This is a genomic window from Bacillus sp. D386 (assembly GCF_006346415.1).
In genome coordinates this window covers 98,994-118,352 of the sequence record NZ_VEMV01000004.1, presented here as the reverse complement: position 1 = coordinate 118,352, position 19,359 = coordinate 98,994, and the positions used below count along the sequence as shown (strand labels likewise).

Sequence of the window (19,359 nt, the reverse complement as noted above, 5' to 3'; positions counted from 1 at the left end):
AGTTCAACTATCTTTCATTTAGACTTCAATAATTTCTTCAAATCATCACGGACTGTACGGTCGGTAAGTTTTACGTTTGAGCGATAAGCTGCCCGGCAGATGATATGGCCTGCTACCGGAGCAGTCAGGAATACAAAGAATATTCCGAGAAGCAGCCGTATACTAACATATCCTTCACCAATTAAAAAAAACAGAAATGCTCCCAGAAGGATGAATAGTACTCCAAGTGTTGTACTTTTTGAAGCTGCATGTGATCGTGTATAAACATCCGGAAGCCTAATCAGCCCAACACCACTTAGAAGCGTTAAGATTGTCCCCGTAAGAATACAGACAGCAGCAATCCACTCACTTATCATTTCCACGTTCAATGACCACACCCCTTTCTATGAATCTCGCAAACGCGATAGTCCCGATAAAAGAAAGGATCCCTAACAACAATATGATGTCCAAGAAGGCATGGGATTTGAACAGTACAGAAAAAATAGCCACACCTGAAATTAAGTGGATTCCAATTGAATCCAGTGCCATAACCCTGTCTGGCATGGATGGACCTTTATAGAGGCGATAGATGGAAATGAGAATGGATAACGTTAAAATGAATAGCGCTACAGTCATGGCTTTTTCAAACATTATCGTGTAACCTCCTTAATCGCCTTTTCAAAGCTCATTTTTGCCTGAATAATCGCTTGTTTAGATTCTTTGTAGTCCATGGCATGAATATAGAATGTTTTGTTGTCCGGCGAAATCTCCAATACCACGGAGCCTGGTGTCAGCGATAATAGCAAAGCCAACATTGGTATTTCCCAATCTCCATTCAGATCTGTCTTTAAGGCAAAAACCGCCGGCTGAACATCTATTTTTTTACGTGTGACCTGCCTCAGAACAAGCACCGTAGAAGAAACGAGCTCTTTAAGAAATACAAATAGCAACTTTAATATAGAGAGAAATGTCCCCATGTAGAAGGATTTATTGAAAAAGCGACGCACAAAAAACAAAATAACGATTCCCACTAGATATCCGGCAAAGAACGAAGGGAAACTCCATTTATCCTGCAAGAGCATCCATAAGAAACCAATGAATATATTAAGCAAGACTTGAACGGGCACAACGACCACCCCTTTTTGTTTATAGACTAGCTACTATTCTCCTAAAACCGCATCGATATATAAATCAGGGTTCATCAAGCCTTCGGCAGCCAACTGGATATAAGATGAGATTATTTCTCCACCCAATCCCAGAAAAATTGTTGCAGCCGTCAAAAGCGTAATTGGTATAATAACCCCTCTTGTTGTCCCTTTCTCCATTTCTTCACTTAGGTTTGTCTCACCCCAGAATGCATTCATGAAGATTTTCATAACAGAATATAGCACTAACAAGCTTGATAGTAATCCAATTGCCCCCAGCCAATAATCTCCGGCTTCAAAGGTACCTTTTGTAATCAGCATCTTCCCGAGGAAACCACTGAAAGGTGGGATACCTGCCAACGCCAAGGCTGCGACAAAGAACATCCAGCCAAGAAACGGATGAGTCCGGATCAAGCCGCTGATTTCCTTTAATTTAGCAGTGCCAGTTAGGTAAATAACTGTACCGCCGATTAGAAAAATCAGTGCTTTCACATTGATGTCATGCACAAGATAAAAAATGGAACCTGTGATGCTGCCTGTGGTGAAAGCAGCAAGTCCGGCCATAATCAAACCGACAGAAATGATAACATTGTAGGTCAAAATTCCTTCTATATCCCATCTCGAGACCGCACCGATTGCTCCGAGTAACATTGTCGCTGCCCCTAGGATTCCGATCAACAAGTGGGTGATTTCCGGTTGATGATAGAAAATCAATGTAAACATACGGAAAATAGCATAAATTCCAACCTTGGTGAGCAAAGCCGCAAAGATTGCTGCCACCGCTGTAGGTGGAACACTATATGATCCTGGTAACCAATGAAATAGCAAGAGACCGGCCTTCAGGCTGAAAACCATGAGCAGTAAAATCGCAACGGTCGTCAGCAGCCCATTTTGTCCCGCTTCCGCAACACGGACAGACAGATGCGCCATATTCAACGTACCTGTTACAGCATATAGGTAGGCAACGGACACAAGGAAAAAGAAGGATGACATGACATTAATCAATATATATTTGATTGATTCCCTGAGCTGTTTTTTCTCCCCGCCAAGTGTAATCAATGCATAGGAGGAAATCAGCATCAGTTCGAAAAAGACAAATAGATTGAAGATATCTCCGGTCAAAAAAGATCCGTTCACACCGCTGATCATAAACAGGAACAATGGATAGAAGAAATTTTTCTCTCTTATCTTTCCAATTGTGTAAAAGGCGTAAAGCAAACAACAGAAAGACACAAATGCCGTTATAATCAACAGAATGACCGCAAACATATCGGCGACAAGGCTAATTCCATAAGGGGCCGCCCATCCCCCTGCCTGCAGAACCTGTATTCCCTCCACCTTTACTTTCATAGCCATTAGCACTGAAACCATTCCCGTGGCTAGAATTGCCAGAAGAGCAATTGATCTTTGCGCATATAAGTTTTTTCTGAATATGACCATGATAAGTCCCGCGATAAGCGGAATAATGACCGGCAGAATGATTATATTATTCATCTTCATTTCCCCTTAATTCATTCAAATCGTCAGTTCCCAAGACTCGGTAACTACGATAGGCAACCACCAGAAAAAGACCTGTAACTGCAAAGTTAATAACAATCGCTGTCAGGATGAGCGCCTGTGGCAGCCCGTCTGTAAAGGAAGTGCTTTTCAATCCTAACAATGGCGGACCCCCGGTCTTTAATCCCCCCATTGTTAAGATTAAAAGATTGACAGCGTGGCCGATCACCGAAGTCCCAAGAATGATTCTCAGCAGGCTTTTGGATAGGACCATATATGTTCCAATTGTGAAAAAAATACCTACAAGTATAGACATAACTGTTTCCATAATTATCGATCCTCACTTATGCTCAGGATGATTGTCACAGCTGAACCAATGACAGCTAACGCTACACCAGTGTCAAATATAAGAGCGGTAGCTAGTTCCGTTTTACCTAAAATCGGAAAATCTACATAACCATACGTTTGGGAAAGAAAGGGAACACCGAACAGAAATGAACCGACACCCGTAAGAATTGCAATCAGTACACCGATCGCTGCCACTGTTTTAAAATCCACAGGAATAATCTTATTGACCGCTTCCGTCCCAAGCGTCAAATACATGAGTACAAGTGCACTGGCAATTCCCAACCCTCCGATAAATCCTCCTCCAGGGTTGTGATGCCCCGAGAAGAACAAATCAATGGAAAAGGTGAGGATAATCAATACTGCAACTTTTGTTACGGCCGTCAATAAAATATCATTAGGCTTCATTTTTTATCCCTCCCTGTAACATTGACCTTGATTAATGTAAAGACAGCCAATCCCGCAATACACAGGACCGCCACTTCGACCATCGTATCAAGTCCCCTGAAGTCAACCAAGGTCGCGTTCACTATATTTTTAGCTCCGGCAAGCGTATAGGAATCTTCGAAATACCCAGAAATCGTTTCAAACAAACGGGTTCCATTGGCGGAAAGGGCCAATAGTGTTACCGTCAACCCCACTCCAACTGAAATCAACATATTGGTGAATTTGAAACGAACTTTACTTACTTCTTTTCGAAACTCTGGCAAATGATAGAAGCACAGCAGGAATAAAGCGACTGTCACTGTTTCCACAACCAATTGCGTCAGCGCCAGATCCGGTGCCTGAAAAATAACGAAAAGAATAGACACTAGATATCCAAGGGCACCAACAGCAATAATCGATGTCAGTCGATACTGGGAAAACAGTGCGATTAAAGCGGTCACCACCATACCAATGACCATCACAGCTTCATAAATGCTCACCGGTGAATCCTTAGACATATCGAAAGCAAAACCGTTGAACAGCCACAGAGAACCACCAACAATGAAAATAAAAAACGCAAAAATATAAACTAGATAATCACGTGTATATCCAGTCATGTACTTCTTCGTTGCATAAGCAGATATCGATTCCATAAGCAGCAAAGACTCATTGTATATATTGTTAAACGTCAGGCTTTGCGGATACCAGCTGAATACCCTGATCCACTTAGGCAGCAGCTTGTATAGCAATAGGCCAACTAATACGACACCGATTGTCATCAATAATTCTGTATTAAAACCATGCCAAGCACTAATCTCCTTACCCAACCCTCCTGCTGCCTCATAATCCGGCAAGATTGATATAAGGGCAGGATCTAAAATGTATTTTGCCAAAATGTTGGGGAAGAAGAATATCAGGACTACAAACATCGCCAATATAGCAGGCGGAATCAGCATACCGACGGGCGGTTCATGAGCAGCCTTTGACAGCATCTCAGGTTTATGTTCTCCAGTGAACGTCTTAAAGACCATAATCATACAGTAGACGAACGTTAGGATACTTGCTATCCAAGCAACAACAGGGAATATCATGCCGAACTTTTCCATCCCGAAAATATCCATCCCTGAAGCATTCACCACGCCGGTAAAAAACATTTCTTTACTCAAAAAGCCATTGAATGGCGGTAATCCTGCCATAGAGAAACTTCCAATCATAGTGATCGTGAAAGAAATCGGCATGAGGCTCATTAACCCACCCAGCCTTTGCAGATTCCGGGTTCCTGTCTCATGGTCAATGATTCCGACAACCATGAACAGACTTCCCTTAAAGGTTGAATGGTTAACCAAATGGAATACAGCCGCCATAATAGCGATTGCATATACTTTCGATTCATCGCCATAGCCAAAATAAATGGCAGCAGACCCCAATCCTAGTAGACTCATGATCAAACCGAGCTGACTAATTGTCGAATAAGCGAGCAAGGCCTTTAGATCTTTCTGACGAACTGCATTCCAGGATCCGTATAATAAAGTTACAATTCCGACCAAGGATACCGTCCAGAACCAAACTGCATCACCGCCAAACAAAGGGGTTAACCTAGCCACCAAATAGATGCCGGCTTTGACCATTGTAGCCGAATGGAGGTAAGCACTGATTGGTGTCGGTGCCTCCATCGCATCAGGTAGCCAAAGACTAAACGGAAACTGAGCTGATTTAGTGAAAGCTCCCAGTAAAATTAAAATCATCGCAGGTAAAAAGAGGACATTCTCCGGCAATGATTTAGCTTGGGAGATCATTTCACGGATGCTATATGTATCGGTAATGATGGAAAGGAGCAACAACCCGGCCAACATAGATAATCCACCGAAAATGGTGATTAGCATCGACTTCCGTGCTCCTTCTCTCGATTTTTTCCGTTGGTACCAATAAGCAATCAACAAGAAAGATGAAATACTGGTCAGTTCCCAGAACACGTAAAGGACGACAACATTATCCGAGAAAACGACTCCAAGCATGGCCCCCATAAACAACATCAGATATACATAAAAGTTATGCAGCTCCTCCCGAGCCCTGGACATATAGAAAATCGAGTACAAAATGACAAGCGATCCGACACCTGTGATTAACAAACCGAATAAGAGGGACAATCCGTCGACATAAGCTGTGAAATTAATCCCGAATGATGGCAGCCATTTAAATTCACTGGTCAATGTATTCCCAGTCGTTGTAATTGGGATATACTGTAATAAGGAGATAAAGATGATGACCGGCAAAAAAAGAACAAACCAGCCTATATGTAATTTTTTATTGAACATACTATAGAGGAAAGGTATCAGAACCGCAAAGAAAAACGGTAATAAAATCATTAAATTAATCATGTCCTCGCGCTCCCTTCATCATAGAATACTGTACGCACACACAAAAGTGACGATATATCCAACGGACCCTTTTTATATTAGAAATATTTACTCTATTTTGTGTAATAATAATTGACTGAAAATCTGGCATGGGCTATATTCGTAATAGTCCAATGAACTACCATCTATTTAGAGGTGAACTTTTAATGAAAAAATGCAAAAGCCGAATGGACGAAAGCATCCTTGTGTGTGTCTATTACGGCCCCAATGGTGATCGCTTGATCCAGCGTGGCAGTAAAATCGCCAACATGTTGGATTGTCCCCTATATATCTTGACAGTGGACCCAAGTCCTTTTGATGAACTAGACGCTGAGAAATCCGAAAGTATTGAGAGATGGCGTCAGCTCGCCGAGGAATTGGAAGCAGAGGAATTCATTTTGAAAGATAATGAGAAACGACCGTTTGCAAAAGTAATAGCGGATGTCGCACGTGAAAAACAAATTTCACAGATCATCCTTGGTCAAACAGCACAAAGCCGTTGGGAACAGATTGCTAAAGGTTCGATTATAAATACTTTGTTGCGAGATATTCCATTTGTTGACATTCATATAATATCCGTCGCCCGGGCATTGAGAGATGATCCAGACGGCCTTTACGAAAAAGGCGTACGTGCCTATCTCGAAAAAGAAGACAATCATTATCGGCTGAGCTTTGAACATACAAAGAAAAGTGAATTTGAGGGTATCTTCTTTAAAGAAATCGGTACTGATTTCAATACTGGTATCTTTAAATTTATGAAAAACCAAAAAACACTGCAAGTAACCGTGACTGATAACTATGTCAAAGAAACTTTATGATGTGACACCTCCACAAAAAAATGTGGGGGTTTTTTCTTTTCTAAGGAAACTGGAGTCTGTTATACCTATAGATTCACATCAACTTTGACAGGAAGTTTTTCATTTTTGTCGATTCCCAAATACCGTAATGTTTCACCAGGACTATGATGATGATAAATGTTCATCAGGATTGAAATAGCAATCCCTTTTCGATAGGCATGATAACCGAATGTCTTCCGTAACGTATGGGTTCCGATTTTTCCCGGTATCCCCACTTCCTTAGCCGCACAATTAATAATCCTGTATGCCTGTTGCCTTGAGATAGGCTGCTGATTTTTTTTGGATTTGAATAAATAATCATCCGTAGAGAAATCAAAGGTTTCTAAATAATGTTTCGCAGCTTCTCTCACATTTTGATTGAGGTAAAAAGCCCTCTCTTCCGAAGTCTTTGCATCTTTTATATAAAGGAACTCCTTGAACTTCCCGCCTTCCCAGATATCACCCACCCGTAAAGAGAGCAGTTCACTGACACGGAGACCAGTATTAATTCCAAAAACAAATAATAGTAGATCACGCAAGGATTGCTTTTTAAGAATCCTTTTTATTGCGGTAATCTTGCGGATATCCTTTATGGGATCAACGTATTCCAAGGAAATACCCCCTAACTATAATGTTACTTAATTATGATATTATCAAAAATTAAGTAACATTACAAATATAGTGACTTGTTTGATTTTTTAATCTAAAACGCTTTATAAAGAGGCTTTATTAAAGTAAGGCAGCTCCATTTACTCCCTTTTCGCGGTTCTGGCAGTGGCCTGCAGGAGCACTCCCTGGATTTCATTAGCAATGTTATGTAGTAATATCCATCTTTTAGAATACAGGCTAACGAGGAAGTATTTAATTGCTACTTAGGAATAAAAAGAGTAAAAAAAGCGCCCCAAAATTGGGACGCACTTAAATTGCTTAGTTTTGATATTCCTTTATTAATTCATCCAGCGATAGGTAAGATGTATTGCTGTATAGGAGATCCGCTTTAGCCAGTTGTTCTTTAGAGCCTATTCCGACCGCAAACATGCCAGCACTCTTAATGGCTTCAACTCCTGCTTCTGCGTCCTCAATCCCAATGCATTCATCAGCAGGGACACCAAGCTTTTCAGCGGCTTTTAAGAAAATTTCCGGATCCGGTTTACCCCTCTTAATTGTACGCGCATCAACCATATAATCAAACTGGTCACTGAGCTGTAAGGAGTTCATCACAGCCGGCGCGTTTTTGCTAACAGAAGCAAGACCCAGCTTATAGCCGGCAGCTTTTATATCAAGCAATAGCTGTTTAATGCCAGGTAAACTATCATTTGGTGTAATTTGCTTGATTAGCTCCATATAATGCTCATTTTTCTGCGCAGCCAGTTTTTCTTTTTCTTCAACCGTATAGGAAGATTGCTTATTCCCAATTTCCAGAATGATTTCAAGGGATTCCATTCGAGAAATTCCCTTTAATCTTTCATTATCCGCTCTGGTAAACTCAATTCCCAATTCACTGGCAAGCTGTTTCCAGGCAAGATAATGATATTCTGCTGTATCCGTAATAACACCATCCAAATCAAAGATAAACGCTTTTAATTCCTTACTCACGCGACCGTGTCCTCCTTCATTAGCGGTATTTTTACAACACCATCAGCAGGCAACTCAAATTCACTGTCGTAAACCTTGAGTTTCATTACCGGGCCAGTTTGTGAAATACTCACTTCGTTTTTATTCACTTCAATAGTTAAATGATGATCTCTATAATTGATATTAAAGCTATAACGGTCCCATGCTGCCGGAATAAATGGTGCAAACGACAGCTCCTCATTAAATGTTTTCATGCCAGCAAAACCTTGTACAATCCCTAACCAGGAGCCTGTCATACTTGTAATATGAAGGCCATCCTCCGTGTCATTGTTATAGTTATCCAGATCCAGCCTTGCTGTTCTGGTATACATCTCATATGCTTTATCTTCCAGTCCAAGTTCAGCAGCAAGTATCGCATGAATGCATGGAGACAGAGAGGATTCATGTACGGTCATTGGCTCATAGAATTCAAAGTTTCGGCGTTTTTCCTCACGTGTATATTCATTATTCAGGAAATAAATCCCTTGCAAGACATCCGCCTGCTTGATAAAGCAGCTGCGCAGAATTTTATCCCAGGACCATTTTTGATTTAGCGGGCGGTCTTCTGGCTTTAATTGCGAAGCAGGCATTAAATCCTTATCCATAAATGTATCATGCTGAATAAACACTTGATTCTCCTCATCAAATGGATAGTACATTTTATCAATGATATCCTGCCATTTATTTAATTCATCGTCTGTCATATATAAATCTGAAAATCTCGCTTCATGCCCGTTCTCTTTTAAATATCCAATAACTTCAAGGGTGTAACGTAAAGTCCAGGCTGCCATTGTATTCGTATACCAGTTATTATTGACGTTATTTTCGTATTCATTTGGACCGGTTACTCCATGAATCATATATTGATCTTTCATTTTATTATAATGGACGCGGTCTGCCCAAAAGCGCGAAATCCCGACCAGCACATCTATGCCATATTCGTTAAGGTAACTCTTATCTCCTGTATAATTCACATAATTATAAATAGCATAGGCAATAGCTGCATTACGGTGGATTTCTTCAAAGGTAATTTCCCACTCATTATGGCACTCCACTCCTGTGAAAGTGACCATTGGATATAATGCTCCTTTTAATCCTTGTCTCTCAGCATTGAGATAGGCCCCTTCGAGCTGGTTATGACGATAGATTAAGAGATTGCGAGCCACTTCAGGCTGAGCTGCTGCCAAATATAATGGAATCGCATATGCTTCAGTATCCCAATACGTTGCACCACCATATTTCTCGCCTGTGAATCCCTTAGGTCCGATGTTTAATCGGGCATCTTCTCCATAATAGGTTGAAAACAGCTGAAATAAATTAAAACGGATTCCCTGTTGTGCTTCAATATCTCCATCAATTTGGACGTCTGCTAACTCCCAGCGCTCTGCCCATCGATCGCAATGTGCCTTTAAGCAAGCTTCATAGCCTTGTTGCATAGCTGTATTAACAATTTCCAGACCCTTTTCACTTAAAAATTCTGAAGCATGATCACGGTCTGTTGTAATGCCCACATATTTAGTTAACGTAACAGTCTTACCTTCTTCAGTTGGAATTTCAATTTTATTATCTACATATTCTTCGTGTTGGAACGGTTTGATATCGGCCGTGTTGCCATTGATTTCAAGACCCATCGTCGCAGAGACTGTAAATCTGTCTGTTCCGAAAGGGTTTTCATTTGTTTGCATAACCAAATTACCCATGAGCTCAGATGAGCTGGAGGAAATATAATTCCAGAAGTCTTCTTCATAGTTGGAATCTTCATTGCGAACTTCACCATCTAAATAAGGAATAAAGGTAATCACACTATCATGGTTAATTGGTGTAACCGCATACTTGATCACCGCTAGTTGCTTCTCTGCAATTGATAAATAGCGTACTACCTCAACAGCTGTTTCTTTACCAGCTTGTGAGACCGTAAAGCTTCTCGTAAGAACACCATTTTTCATATCGAGTTCACGGCGGTAATTACTCATTTCCACTTTATTAAGGTCAATTTCCTCCTCACCAATAAAAACACGAATTCCGATAAAATTAATGGTATTGATCACTTTACCAAAGTAATCGGGATAACCGTTTTTCCACCATCCAACCCTGGTTTTATCCGGAAACCAAACGCCTGCCACATATGTCCCTCTATGACTATCACCTGTATAGGTTTCTTCAAAATTACCTCTTAACCCCATATGCCCGTTTCCAAGACTTGTCATACTTTCAGCAAGTCTAAAATCCTCTTTATGTAACTCTTCTTCAATAATTTTCCACGGATCTATTGAGAACAGTCTTTTCATATAATACCCCTTTCCATCTTCCCTCAATTATTTATTTAATAGAATATATATAGGCTTCTACTGTTTGTGCAATCGGTTGCATAAAAGTACATTCTCATTATAACCGATTCATTAACTTATGAAAGCATAAAATTAAAAATTCTAAAATTTATCTAAAATTTATTACATCTACGTGAATTTGAATAGTAGGATAAAAAGCCTTTTTTAATGCCCTACTATCCTTTCTTCTATAATTACTCAAAAATAAAAATACCTCTAAAGAATTCTATTCCTTAGAGGTTATTCATGCTTTATTATTCGTTAGATTCAGTCCCAGGACTGTTTTCATGCGGCGGCTTACCAGGGTGGGTACCTCCAAAAGGATGTGGAGGAATATATCCGTTTGCCTGTATTCTTTCAAATCTTTTATCCATATGATTCTTTAACATATCAGCATTCTGCTTAGACATCACACCGAATTCAACATACTTTTCAACAATAGCCTTTTCCTTTTCCATCACTTCTTTATGCATCGCAGCAAGCTCTGCTTTCTGTTGTTCCGTTAAAGTTGGCCTTGTTTGCTTTGTTTGATTATCGCCATTTTCTGCCGCATGTACGACGGTATTGGATATACCAATTGAGGTAAAGCTCAAAACACATGCCATTATCAACAAGAGAGACATTTTTTTCATTAGTATTTTCACTCCTTCTTTATTTTCTGCCCCTAGTTTTTACCAACTTTAATTATTTATGCATGCTGTTTTCCTAAAATAAAAAAGGCTGAACTCTAATTAGAGCCAGCCCATTTCATTCTTTATTTTTTATACCTTTTAGGATTCGGTTTCTTCTTTATAGACTTTGAATTTTGATTATATACAGGTCTCTGATCTACAATACTACCTTTAAACAGTTCCTTTTTCTGAACTTCAATATGCAGTTCCCGAGCGTATTTCTTTAATTCACGTTCTTCACGAGCCGTTACAATTGAAATAACCGTTCCACTTTCTCCCTGGCGTCCAGTCCTACCTGAACGATGCACATATTGAGCAATCGTTTCAGGGAAATCCACATGGATTACAAATGGCAGCCCTTTAATGTCCAAGCCCCTTGCTGCCACATCTGTAGCAAGTAATATAGTTGACTCCTGCCTACGAAACTCACGTATAGCCGCTTCTCTTTCTATTTTCTTGGAATCGCCATGAATAACTCCTAAATCTACTCCCTTGAAACGAAGCTTTGAAGCCATCACATCCAAATTTCCGATGTCCTTTCCAAAAACCAATGCACGCATTTCAGGCATTTTAACTAATTTTTCAAGAATATTTATTTTATCACGCGCCTCAGTGACAAAATAAATATGATCCACCTTTGATTGAACGGTATCTTCCTTTTTAACCCGTACTTTAACAGGGTCATTCATCCATTGCTCGGCTTCTTCCTCTAACCCAGCCGGCAAAGTAGCTGAAAACAAAACTATCTGACGGTCTCTCATAGTACTTTTAATAATTGTCCCAATAGTTGGCAAATGCTCAGGGATCATTAGTTGGTCCCCTTCATCCAGCACAATTGTTTTCACTTCATGCATCTTTAGCTTTTTCTGCTTAATCAGTTCTTCTAGTCTGCCTGGTGTTCCGATGACAACATGCGGATGCTTTTTCAGCTTTTCCAATTGACGCTTCGGATTAGCACCGCCGATAAACGAAGCAGCCGTAATACCTGTTTCTTTTGACCATGCTTGTACAACTTCAAAAATTTGCATAACAAGCTCTCTTGAAGGAGCAAGAATAACAGCCTGTACTTTTTGTTCGTCTGCTTTTATTTTATTTAAGATTGGCAGGACATAAGCAAGTGTCTTTCCTGTTCCTGTCGGCGATTCTGCCAAAACATCTTTTCCTTCATATATAGGACCAAAGGTCTCCTTCTGAACTGTAGTTGCTTCTTTGAATCCGGATAATTCCCATTGTTTTTTTAATCCATTTATTAACTCATTGACTATTGAATCATTTGTATTCATTAATTTCTCCTAACTAAACACATACTTGTATGATTCTTATTATACATATGCCAAACGATGATTATCAATAAAGGAGAGGTTCCTCCCATAATAAAGAGGTCTCTCCGTGTAAAGCCATTTTTTTATTTAGTTTTTAAACCTTAACCATTTGAAAAATTAAAATGGTTTTTTCCGGGCGATAAATCAACTGTTTTAAGTATTAATTTATCTTTTACCACTTTATAATTTTTAGCCGGCTGCAGAACTCCATTAATAAATAGATTCGTATATGATACATCTTCTGGTGAAGGTATTTTGCTATCTCGATACTCGTTCACCTGATCACAGTAAGAGAAAACACGCTGATTTTCTTTAGCATACATATAAAATTCATATAACTCGACCTTTTTAGGGATTTTATACCTATATGTCTCTGTCTCCACCATTGGATGCATAAGTAATGGTTTTGGTAAGGATGCGGTATAACTATAACAATCGATATCCGTTTTTCTCATTAGCTTCACTTCCCTCGTTACCTCCTCACCTCAAAATGGTTGCTCACTTATCCCATGAGGATAATTTCATTAAACCTTTTTATTCCTTTTTCATATATATATACACAAGGGTTAAAAGTTTAGTGAATAAAGATATTTTGCATGACCTGTTACAAAGGAGTGTTTATTTTGCCCTTAGTAATTATGAAATTGGCTATTGAGGCTACAACTACCACTACGGTATCTCCTATATCTACAAGGTATTTTACAGTCGTAACAGGCGATGTTGCCGGGGGTGCTACACTTACGCTTGATACTGCTGAATTTTTTGATGATGCCGGAAATACGCCAGCAGGCTTACCAGCATTAAATCCAGAAACACTACCACTCAATTATTTATAAATGGCGTACTCCAAATGGATGGGATTTATGTCTATACACTGGGTGCTACAGGTGCAGGAAGTGTAGTGATTACCGTTCCTGAAGCGGGGTCTATTCTGGCTGGAAGTCCAATTGTGCTCGAAATTGTCAACTATACACCTACTGCCATTACGGATGTCACCACATAAACAAAAATGGGGTTAATTCCTTATTAGCCTGGGATACCTGCTCCTGGCTATCTTTTTTAAGCAATATGATGTATTGGCAAAGGTAAATACAGTTATACTAAATACAAACAATAAAATTACTATATTAGAAGAACGCACAAATAGTGAAAATGTAATTATTTTTAGGCTTCTTGCGACATGGGATTATTTCCATTAGAATGAAACTACTAGTTTATGCGAAAGAGGTTGAAGATGGTGGAGCACAATACGTCAAATTTTATTCGTAACATCGTTATTGATGATATAAAATCAGGTAAAACAGATCAAATTATTACTCGTTTCCCTCCTGAACCAAATGGTTATTTGCATATTGGACATGCAAAATCTATCGTTTTAAATTTTGAACTTGCTGATGAATTTAAAGGAAAAACAAATCTACGTTTTGATGATACAAATCCGTTAAAAGAAGATACGGAGTATGTTGAATCTATTAAAGAAGATGTCAAATGGCTTGGATTTGATTGGGACAACCTCTTCTTTGCCTCTGATTACTTTGAAGAAATGTATAATCGCGCCATCTTGTTAATTGAAAAAGGATTGGCTTATGTTGACGATTTAAGCGCAGACGAAATCCGTGAATATCGCGGTTCATTAACTGAACCAGGTAAAGAGAGTCCCTACCGTAACCGCTCTGTAGAAGAGAATTTAGAGCTATTTAAACGTATGCGTAATGGTGAATTCGGCAATGGCGAAAAGGTACTTCGTGCCAAAATTGATATGAGTTCACCAAACATCAATTTGCGCGACCCGGTTATTTACCGAATCGCTCATGCAACTCACCATAACACTGGTGATAAATGGTGTATCTATCCTATGTATGCTTTCGCCCATCCAATTGAGGATGCAATTGAGGGTGTTACTCACTCCATTTGTACGTTGGAGTTTGAAGACCAGCGTCCGCTTTACGACTGGGTTATTAAAGAATGTGAGATGGAAAGCACACCAAGACAGTATGAGTTTGGCCGTTTAAATTTAACAAATACAGTTATGAGTAAACGTAAGCTAAAACAATTGGTTGAGGAAGGCTATGTAGATGGCTGGGACGATCCAAGAATGCCTACCATTTCCGGTCTGCGAAGAAGAGGCTATACTCCAGAAGCAATTCGTAATTTCTGCCGAGAAATTGGTGTCGCTAAAACAAGCGGAATTGTGGATGAGAAAATGCTCGAGCACTTCGTAAGAGAAGATTTGAAATTAAAAGCACCAAGAACAATGGGAATCTTAAAACCATTAAAGGTGGTTATCACCAACTATCCGGAAGGACAAGTTGAAATGCTTGATGCAGAAATCAATCCAGAAAATCCTGAGATGGGAACTCGTCAAATTCCATTCTCAAGAGAAATCTATATTGAGCAAGAGGACTTTATGGAGAATCCTCCAAAAAAATATTTCCGACTATTCCCTGGAAATGAAGTGCGTCTGAAGCATGCTTACTTCATCAAATGTGAAGAAGTTATTAAAGATGAGGAAGGCAATGTGATAGAGCTTCGTTGTACCTATGACCCTGAAACAAAGAGTGGAACTGGTTTCACTGGACGTAAAGTAAAGGGAACTATTCACTGGGTTGAAGCTACACAAGCTATTCCAGCTGAATTCCGCTTATATGAACCGCTTATTCTTGATGAAGAAGCAGAGGAAGACGGAAGCTTCCTTGATCATGTAAACCCTAACTCATTAATTATTGAAAACGGCTTTGTTGAGCCAAATATGAAAGATGTTCAACCTAATGAGAAATTCCAATTCTTCCGTCATGGGTACTTTAATGTTGACCCTAAGGATACAACAGCTGAACATTTAATCTTCAACTTAATTGTATCTCTGAAGAGTTCCTTTAAAATCTAAGGCTATAAACACTGAAGGACCGTGGTCATACACGGTCCTTTGTCATGTTGATTTGAAATGGAATCGGTTTTTATTCATAATTACTTGCTTTTAAATACTCCCTCGGTGACAGCCCAAACTCCTTTTTAAAGGCCCTTACAAAGGTTGAATAATCATTAAAACCTGCACTTTGGGAAATATGTGTCATGGATTCCCCCTTCGAGAGCATCGATTTTGCTAGATATAATCTCTTCTGCAGGATATACTGATGCAGCGTGTACCCTGTATAGGATTTAAACTTTCTCATTAAATGATACTTACTCAAAAAACATTTTGATGCTAATACCTGTATAGAAAGATCCTCATTTAAATGTTGATTAATATACGTTAAGACTTCTGTTATATTTTTATCAAAAAGGATATCCTGTGAATGCGCTGCTGCTTCATCATGAATAAAAATACGATTAATAATAATCAGCAATTGCATTAACAGAGCCGATTTTAAAATATCATCTCCAAAAGCAGCCTCCCGTTCAGTCTCTATTAATTCCTGAACAATGCTTTTGATTTTTTCAAGTGGCTTATCTGTAATCCGTATTAGATTAATTTCACGACGGGCAGCCAAATCAAAACACATCAATAAATTGCTATTTTCTCTGCTATGTTTGGAAACCATAGCTGGGTCGAACCAAATGATAAAACGCTCATATTCTTCCGTTGGATCAATAATAGGCTTATGGATTTGTCCATGCCCTATGATGAGCAAATCCCACGGCTTCAGTTTATAAGCCTTTCCTTCTATCATATAAGTGACGTTTCCTTTAATAAAGATGATGATTTTATTAAAATCATGATAATGATATTCGAATTCATTCACTATTTGGTCTTTAATGTGAAAGACTTTTATTTCCTGATTTAGGATTCCCCTTCTCTCTGATTGCCATCTATTGAATTCATGCATGATATTCCTCCTGTTTAAGAGCACTTTTTACCATGTTTTAAGCAATATTTTCATAGAATGTGGTAAAATAGTCAAGTATGCTTATAGTACTAATTATTGAGAGGCAGTGAAAATAGTGAAACAAATCTTTTTAAATTATAAAGGTTCCATCATCTTACTGCTGGCAATCGCGATTGGTGGGGTAGCCGGTTATCTGATCGGTCCCGATATAGCAGTTATTAAGCCATTCGGGGATTTATTTCTGAACTTATTATTCATGATTATCGTTCCGCTTGTATTTTTCAGTATCACTTCCGCTATTGCAAATATGAGTGAAATGAAGCGTCTCGGAAAAATCATGGGCAGTATTGTCATCGTGTTCTTCACAACCGCTCTTATTGCGGCGGTACTCGGCTTTATCGGTACAACTTTTATGAATCCAATTGGGGATTCCGATGTATCATCCATTAAAGAATTAATGTCAAACACTGAAGTGGTTGAAACAGAAGAAATTTCTTTCCTGGGCCAGTTAGTTAACACTTTTACAGTAAGTGATTTCTCAGAGCTCTTATCCAAAAATCATATATTACAATTAATCGTATTTTCCGTATTAGTTGGATTGGCTACAGCTATGGCTGGGGAAAAAGGTCGGCCTGTTGCACAATTGATGAGCTCAGCAACTGAAGTATTAATGAAGGTTGTCAAAATTATCATGTACTATGCCCCTATCGGATTAGGCTGTTATTTTGCCACAATTATTGGAGAGCTTGGGCCGCAAATTCTTGAAGGATATGCCCGTTCATTTGCTCTGTATATGATTTTAAGTATCATCTACTTCTTTGGTTTCTTTACTTTATATGCTTATATAGCAGCAGGCAAAAATGGTATCAATGTATTTTGGAAGAATGCCCTTCCTCCATCCGTAACTGCTATAGCAACATGCTCAAGTGCTGCTTGTATACCTATCAACCTGGAAGCTACTAAAAGAATCGGAGTTCCAGACGATATTGCTGAGACTGTCATCCCTCTTGGTGCCAATACACATAAAGATGGATCTGTCTTTGGAGGAGTTTTGAAGATTGTCTTTCTATTCAGCCTCTTCGGCAAAGACATGACAAGTGTATCAAGCATTTTAAGTATTCTTGCTGTTTCCTTCCTTGTCGGAGCTGTCATGGGAGCTATACCTGGCGGCGGTATGATAGGAGAAATGCTCATTCTTTCTGTATTTGGTTTCTCACCAGAGGTGCTGCCAATTATCGCTGTAATCAGCACAATTATTGATATTCCTGCAACCTTATTGAACTCAACTGGAAACACAGTATGTGCAATGCTCGTAGCTCGTCTGGTTGAGGGTAAAAACTGGCTGCAAAACTCACTTAGTAAAACAGCTAAAGCATAACTTCAATGAATTAAAAAAACAGCAGACAAACTTCCTATGTGAAAGAAGTTTATCTGCTGTTTTTTCTATCATCAAAAATCCCACTCTTTAAAATAGTGCACAAGATGCTGGGCGTGCAAATTCTCCGAGTCACGTTTCCACGGTCAACAAAATCCGGTAATCTTTAATGCTCCAATTATTTATCATTCATAAATTAATAGTTTTTCAAAGATATCCAGTGTTGTTCCAGGGTAAATACCTCTTCCTGGAATTTCGAGCTTACTATCACTTCGAGAAGCCATACCATCTTTTAATCGTGAAAGCTATGTCCGTATCTAGTTCTTTAAGGATCAGAATTAAACAGGAAAAGTTTAGCACTTCCATGTTCATAATTCCTTAACGTAATCTAACCTAATCCAGAGTACTTCTTGCTTTGAAGATCATATGACATAGAAGAAACCTGCTTATAAAATCAGGTGCTTCTATAACATTATTTTTGCGCACGAATTATCCGATAGCCCATTGCTTCACGATATTGAAGCACAAACGTTTCATGCTGTTCCATTAAATCAAATATTGCTTCAGGAACCTCCTCTGATGGATGAAACTCTGTCAAAGGCTCATGATCATCATAAAAGGATGGCAACGTTCTAAATTGCACGTCCGCAAACCCGGCCTTTTTCATAGCGTCTCTCCATCTATCTTCGTTCCACATCTGTTGAAATCCATAAAACTGTCCAATCTGTTTTTGTTCTATTTCAGAAAGCGGTCCTTGCATGGTCAGTTCAATGGCATACAAAACACCACCAGGCTTTAATACTCTTAGCATTTCTCTAAGAACAGGCTCTATTTCAACAAAGGATAGAACGGATTCAGCCAGAACATAATGAGTGGATTGATTCTTCATTGGAATAGCTTCCAACGAGGCTTCTACTGTCTGTATAGGTAATTGCAATTGCAAAAACCTGTTCTTTGCTTTCTGAATCATGAGTGGGTGGGCATCGAGCGCTATAATGTTTGCATGATAGGTATTATATAAATAAGCACTGGTTTGTCCCGTACCACAGCCCACATCAAGAATGACGGTGTCTTGATTAATAGGCTCATCCTTCAGCATAATTTCTGTTGCCCTTAGCCCTCCCGGATGAGCTCCTCCAATTCCAAGCTTAGATAATAAATCCATATACGTAAATGTGGTCATCATCCACCTCTGTCAGTGTTTTACACATTGTATGCCTCTTCTTTTTTTTGGTTCTTGGCTTAGCATTGGATTTTTTATTGGAATTTTAGGTAAACAAACAGTCAAGTTGTCCATCTATCAATACAATACAAAGAAGACATTATTTGAAAGGGGCATCAGGTAAATGAACTATTACAACCTATGCAATAAACATATTGGTCGAAATGTGCGCATAACTGACCGTCATAATCGTGTTCATGCCGGGACAATCACAAGAGTCACTAGAAGCCATGTATGGATTAAGCCACATGGCGGACAGAATGGCTATGGCTATTGGGGCTGGGGCGGAGGAGGCTGGGGCTATCCGGTTGGACTTGGCCTTATTACCGGCTTTGCTCTAGGAGCTTTATTTTTCTAAAAAAGAAGGCCTCGTATATTCA

At 39.2% G+C, this 19,359-nt stretch carries 21 protein-coding genes; 6 read left to right on the top strand and 15 right to left on the bottom strand.

Going from position 1 to position 19,359, the window contains the following annotated elements; translation table 11 throughout:
- Positions 1-14: 14 nt before the first annotated feature.
- The 7 genes from mnhG to FHY45_RS12600 are packed head-to-tail and all read right to left on the bottom strand — an operon-like array spanning position 15 to position 5,770.
- Complete coding sequence (gene mnhG / locus FHY45_RS12630) at positions 15-368, bottom strand: monovalent cation/H(+) antiporter subunit G (RefSeq protein ID WP_217491087.1); 354 nt, start codon at positions 366-368, stop codon at positions 15-17.
- Positions 346-630, bottom strand: coding sequence for a Na(+)/H(+) antiporter subunit F1 (locus FHY45_RS12625; protein ID WP_066109471.1), 285 nt, complete (start codon positions 628-630; stop codon positions 346-348). Before FHY45_RS12625 ends, mnhG begins: the two co-directional genes overlap by 23 nt.
- Positions 630-1,106: a Na+/H+ antiporter subunit E gene (locus tag FHY45_RS12620; RefSeq protein WP_139892062.1), complete on the bottom strand. Its 477-nt coding sequence runs from the start codon at positions 1,104-1,106 to the stop codon at positions 630-632. Before FHY45_RS12620 ends, FHY45_RS12625 begins: the two co-directional genes overlap by 1 nt.
- A 33-nt stretch (positions 1,107-1,139) precedes the next feature.
- Positions 1,140-2,618, bottom strand: coding sequence for a Na+/H+ antiporter subunit D (locus FHY45_RS12615; RefSeq protein WP_066109479.1), 1,479 nt, complete (start codon positions 2,616-2,618; stop codon positions 1,140-1,142).
- Complete coding sequence (locus FHY45_RS12610; protein WP_139892061.1) at positions 2,611-2,949, bottom strand: Na(+)/H(+) antiporter subunit C; 339 nt, start codon at positions 2,947-2,949, stop codon at positions 2,611-2,613. Before FHY45_RS12610 ends, FHY45_RS12615 begins: the two co-directional genes overlap by 8 nt.
- A 2-nt stretch (positions 2,950-2,951) precedes the next feature.
- A complete protein-coding gene (locus FHY45_RS12605; RefSeq protein ID WP_066109486.1) occupies positions 2,952-3,374 on the bottom strand; it encodes a Na(+)/H(+) antiporter subunit B in 423 nt (140 codons plus the stop codon).
- Positions 3,371-5,770 carry a Na+/H+ antiporter subunit A gene (locus tag FHY45_RS12600; protein WP_139892060.1) on the bottom strand — a complete coding sequence of 800 codons (2,400 nt, stop codon included), beginning with the start codon at positions 5,768-5,770 and terminating at the stop codon, positions 3,371-3,373. The genes FHY45_RS12605 and FHY45_RS12600 overlap by 4 nt, the downstream gene beginning before the upstream one ends.
- Before the next feature lie 185 nt (positions 5,771-5,955).
- Between FHY45_RS12600 and FHY45_RS12595 the strand changes: the two genes are divergently transcribed.
- Entirely contained in the window at positions 5,956-6,606 is a 651-nt protein-coding gene (locus tag FHY45_RS12595; protein ID WP_066109492.1) for a universal stress protein, read from the top strand.
- A gap of 65 nt (positions 6,607-6,671) precedes the next feature.
- On the opposite strand, the gene FHY45_RS12590 is transcribed toward FHY45_RS12595, so the two are convergent.
- The 6 genes from FHY45_RS12590 to FHY45_RS12565 all read right to left on the bottom strand — a co-directional run bounded on the left by FHY45_RS12590 (position 6,672) and on the right by FHY45_RS12565 (position 13,013).
- Entirely contained in the window at positions 6,672-7,235 is a 564-nt protein-coding gene (locus tag FHY45_RS12590; protein ID WP_066109497.1) for a site-specific integrase, read from the bottom strand.
- Positions 7,236-7,551: 316 nt separating this feature from the next.
- Positions 7,552-8,220 (bottom strand): beta-phosphoglucomutase, encoded by a 669-nt coding sequence (pgmB, locus tag FHY45_RS12585; RefSeq protein ID WP_066109500.1) that lies wholly within the window; start codon positions 8,218-8,220, stop codon positions 7,552-7,554.
- Entirely contained in the window at positions 8,217-10,526 is a 2,310-nt protein-coding gene (locus tag FHY45_RS12580) for a glycoside hydrolase family 65 protein (RefSeq protein ID WP_066109503.1), read from the bottom strand. The genes pgmB and FHY45_RS12580 overlap by 4 nt, the downstream gene beginning before the upstream one ends.
- A 293-nt stretch (positions 10,527-10,819) precedes the next feature.
- The gene (locus tag FHY45_RS12575) at positions 10,820-11,197 is read right to left on the bottom strand and encodes a YckD family protein (RefSeq protein ID WP_066109504.1); all 378 of its coding nucleotides are present in this window, start codon (positions 11,195-11,197) and stop codon (positions 10,820-10,822) included.
- Between the two features lie 122 nt (positions 11,198-11,319).
- The gene (locus FHY45_RS12570; RefSeq protein WP_139892059.1) at positions 11,320-12,519 is read right to left on the bottom strand and encodes a DEAD/DEAH box helicase; all 1,200 of its coding nucleotides are present in this window, start codon (positions 12,517-12,519) and stop codon (positions 11,320-11,322) included.
- A 140-nt stretch (positions 12,520-12,659) separates the two neighbouring features.
- Entirely contained in the window at positions 12,660-13,013 is a 354-nt protein-coding gene (locus FHY45_RS12565) for a DUF4183 domain-containing protein (protein ID WP_257469119.1), read from the bottom strand.
- A 168-nt stretch (positions 13,014-13,181) separates the two neighbouring features.
- Here FHY45_RS12565 and FHY45_RS20970 point away from each other — a divergent pair, with 168 nt between their 5' ends.
- The 3 genes from FHY45_RS20970 (at position 13,182) to FHY45_RS12555 (ending at position 15,442) form a co-directional block, all read left to right on the top strand.
- Positions 13,182-13,394: a hypothetical protein gene (locus FHY45_RS20970; RefSeq protein ID WP_257469075.1), complete on the top strand. Its 213-nt coding sequence runs from the start codon at positions 13,182-13,184 to the stop codon at positions 13,392-13,394.
- Positions 13,395-13,408: 14 nt separating this feature from the next.
- Positions 13,409-13,561, top strand: a complete 153-nt coding sequence (locus tag FHY45_RS20965) for a hypothetical protein (RefSeq protein WP_483861447.1) — start codon at positions 13,409-13,411, stop codon at positions 13,559-13,561.
- Positions 13,562-13,792: 231 nt separating this feature from the next.
- A complete protein-coding gene (locus tag FHY45_RS12555) occupies positions 13,793-15,442 on the top strand; it encodes a glutamine--tRNA ligase/YqeY domain fusion protein (RefSeq protein WP_139892057.1) in 1,650 nt (549 codons plus the stop codon).
- 70 nt (positions 15,443-15,512) lie between these two features.
- Here the strand turns inward: FHY45_RS12555 and FHY45_RS12550 are convergent, their stop codons facing one another.
- Positions 15,513-16,382 carry an AraC family transcriptional regulator gene (locus FHY45_RS12550; RefSeq protein WP_139892056.1) on the bottom strand — a complete coding sequence of 290 codons (870 nt, stop codon included), beginning with the start codon at positions 16,380-16,382 and terminating at the stop codon, positions 15,513-15,515.
- A 112-nt stretch (positions 16,383-16,494) separates the two neighbouring features.
- Between FHY45_RS12550 and FHY45_RS12545 the strand changes: the two genes are divergently transcribed.
- Positions 16,495-17,760, top strand: a complete 1,266-nt coding sequence (locus FHY45_RS12545; RefSeq protein ID WP_373925486.1) for a dicarboxylate/amino acid:cation symporter — start codon at positions 16,495-16,497, stop codon at positions 17,758-17,760.
- Between the two features lie 469 nt (positions 17,761-18,229).
- On the opposite strand, the gene FHY45_RS12540 is transcribed toward FHY45_RS12545, so the two are convergent.
- Positions 18,230-18,943, bottom strand: coding sequence for a class I SAM-dependent methyltransferase (locus FHY45_RS12540; protein ID WP_139892055.1), 714 nt, complete (start codon positions 18,941-18,943; stop codon positions 18,230-18,232).
- Between the two features lie 160 nt (positions 18,944-19,103).
- Here FHY45_RS12540 and FHY45_RS12535 point away from each other — a divergent pair, with 160 nt between their 5' ends.
- On the top strand, positions 19,104-19,337 hold the full coding sequence (locus tag FHY45_RS12535) for a hypothetical protein (protein WP_066109526.1): 234 nt from the start codon (positions 19,104-19,106) through the stop codon (positions 19,335-19,337).
- Positions 19,338-19,359 lie beyond the last annotated feature (22 nt).

What these genes read in the sequence shown, in the direction of transcription:
- FHY45_RS12625 (WP_066109471.1), bottom strand. Translation starts at nt 630, where the DNA reads ATGTTTGAAAAAGCCATGACTGTAGCGCTATTCATTTTAACGTTATCC.
- FHY45_RS12615 (WP_066109479.1), bottom strand. Translation starts at nt 2,618, where the DNA reads ATGAATAATATAATCATTCTGCCGGTCATTATTCCGCTTATCGCGGGA.
- FHY45_RS12610 (WP_139892061.1), bottom strand. Translation starts at nt 2,949, where the DNA reads ATGGAAACAGTTATGTCTATACTTGTAGGTATTTTTTTCACAATTGGA.
- FHY45_RS12605 (WP_066109486.1), bottom strand. Translation starts at nt 3,374, where the DNA reads ATGAAGCCTAATGATATTTTATTGACGGCCGTAACAAAAGTTGCAGTA.
- FHY45_RS12600 (WP_139892060.1), bottom strand. Translation starts at nt 5,770, where the DNA reads ATGATTAATTTAATGATTTTATTACCGTTTTTCTTTGCGGTTCTGATA.
- FHY45_RS12595 (WP_066109492.1), top strand. Translation starts at nt 5,956, where the DNA reads ATGAAAAAATGCAAAAGCCGAATGGACGAAAGCATCCTTGTGTGTGTC.
- FHY45_RS12580 (WP_066109503.1), bottom strand. Translation starts at nt 10,526, where the DNA reads ATGAAAAGACTGTTCTCAATAGATCCGTGGAAAATTATTGAAGAAGAG.
- FHY45_RS12575 (WP_066109504.1), bottom strand. Translation starts at nt 11,197, where the DNA reads ATGAAAAAAATGTCTCTCTTGTTGATAATGGCATGTGTTTTGAGCTTT.
- FHY45_RS12570 (WP_139892059.1), bottom strand. Translation starts at nt 12,519, where the DNA reads ATGAATACAAATGATTCAATAGTCAATGAGTTAATAAATGGATTAAAA.
- FHY45_RS12565 (WP_257469119.1), bottom strand. Translation starts at nt 13,013, where the DNA reads ATGAGAAAAACGGATATCGATTGTTATAGTTATACCGCATCCTTACCA.
- FHY45_RS20965 (WP_483861447.1), top strand. Translation starts at nt 13,409, where the DNA reads ATGGATGGGATTTATGTCTATACACTGGGTGCTACAGGTGCAGGAAGT.
- FHY45_RS12555 (WP_139892057.1), top strand. Translation starts at nt 13,793, where the DNA reads ATGGTGGAGCACAATACGTCAAATTTTATTCGTAACATCGTTATTGAT.
- FHY45_RS12550 (WP_139892056.1), bottom strand. Translation starts at nt 16,382, where the DNA reads ATGCATGAATTCAATAGATGGCAATCAGAGAGAAGGGGAATCCTAAAT.
- FHY45_RS12540 (WP_139892055.1), bottom strand. Translation starts at nt 18,943, where the DNA reads ATGATGACCACATTTACGTATATGGATTTATTATCTAAGCTTGGAATT.
- FHY45_RS12535 (WP_066109526.1), top strand. Translation starts at nt 19,104, where the DNA reads ATGAACTATTACAACCTATGCAATAAACATATTGGTCGAAATGTGCGC.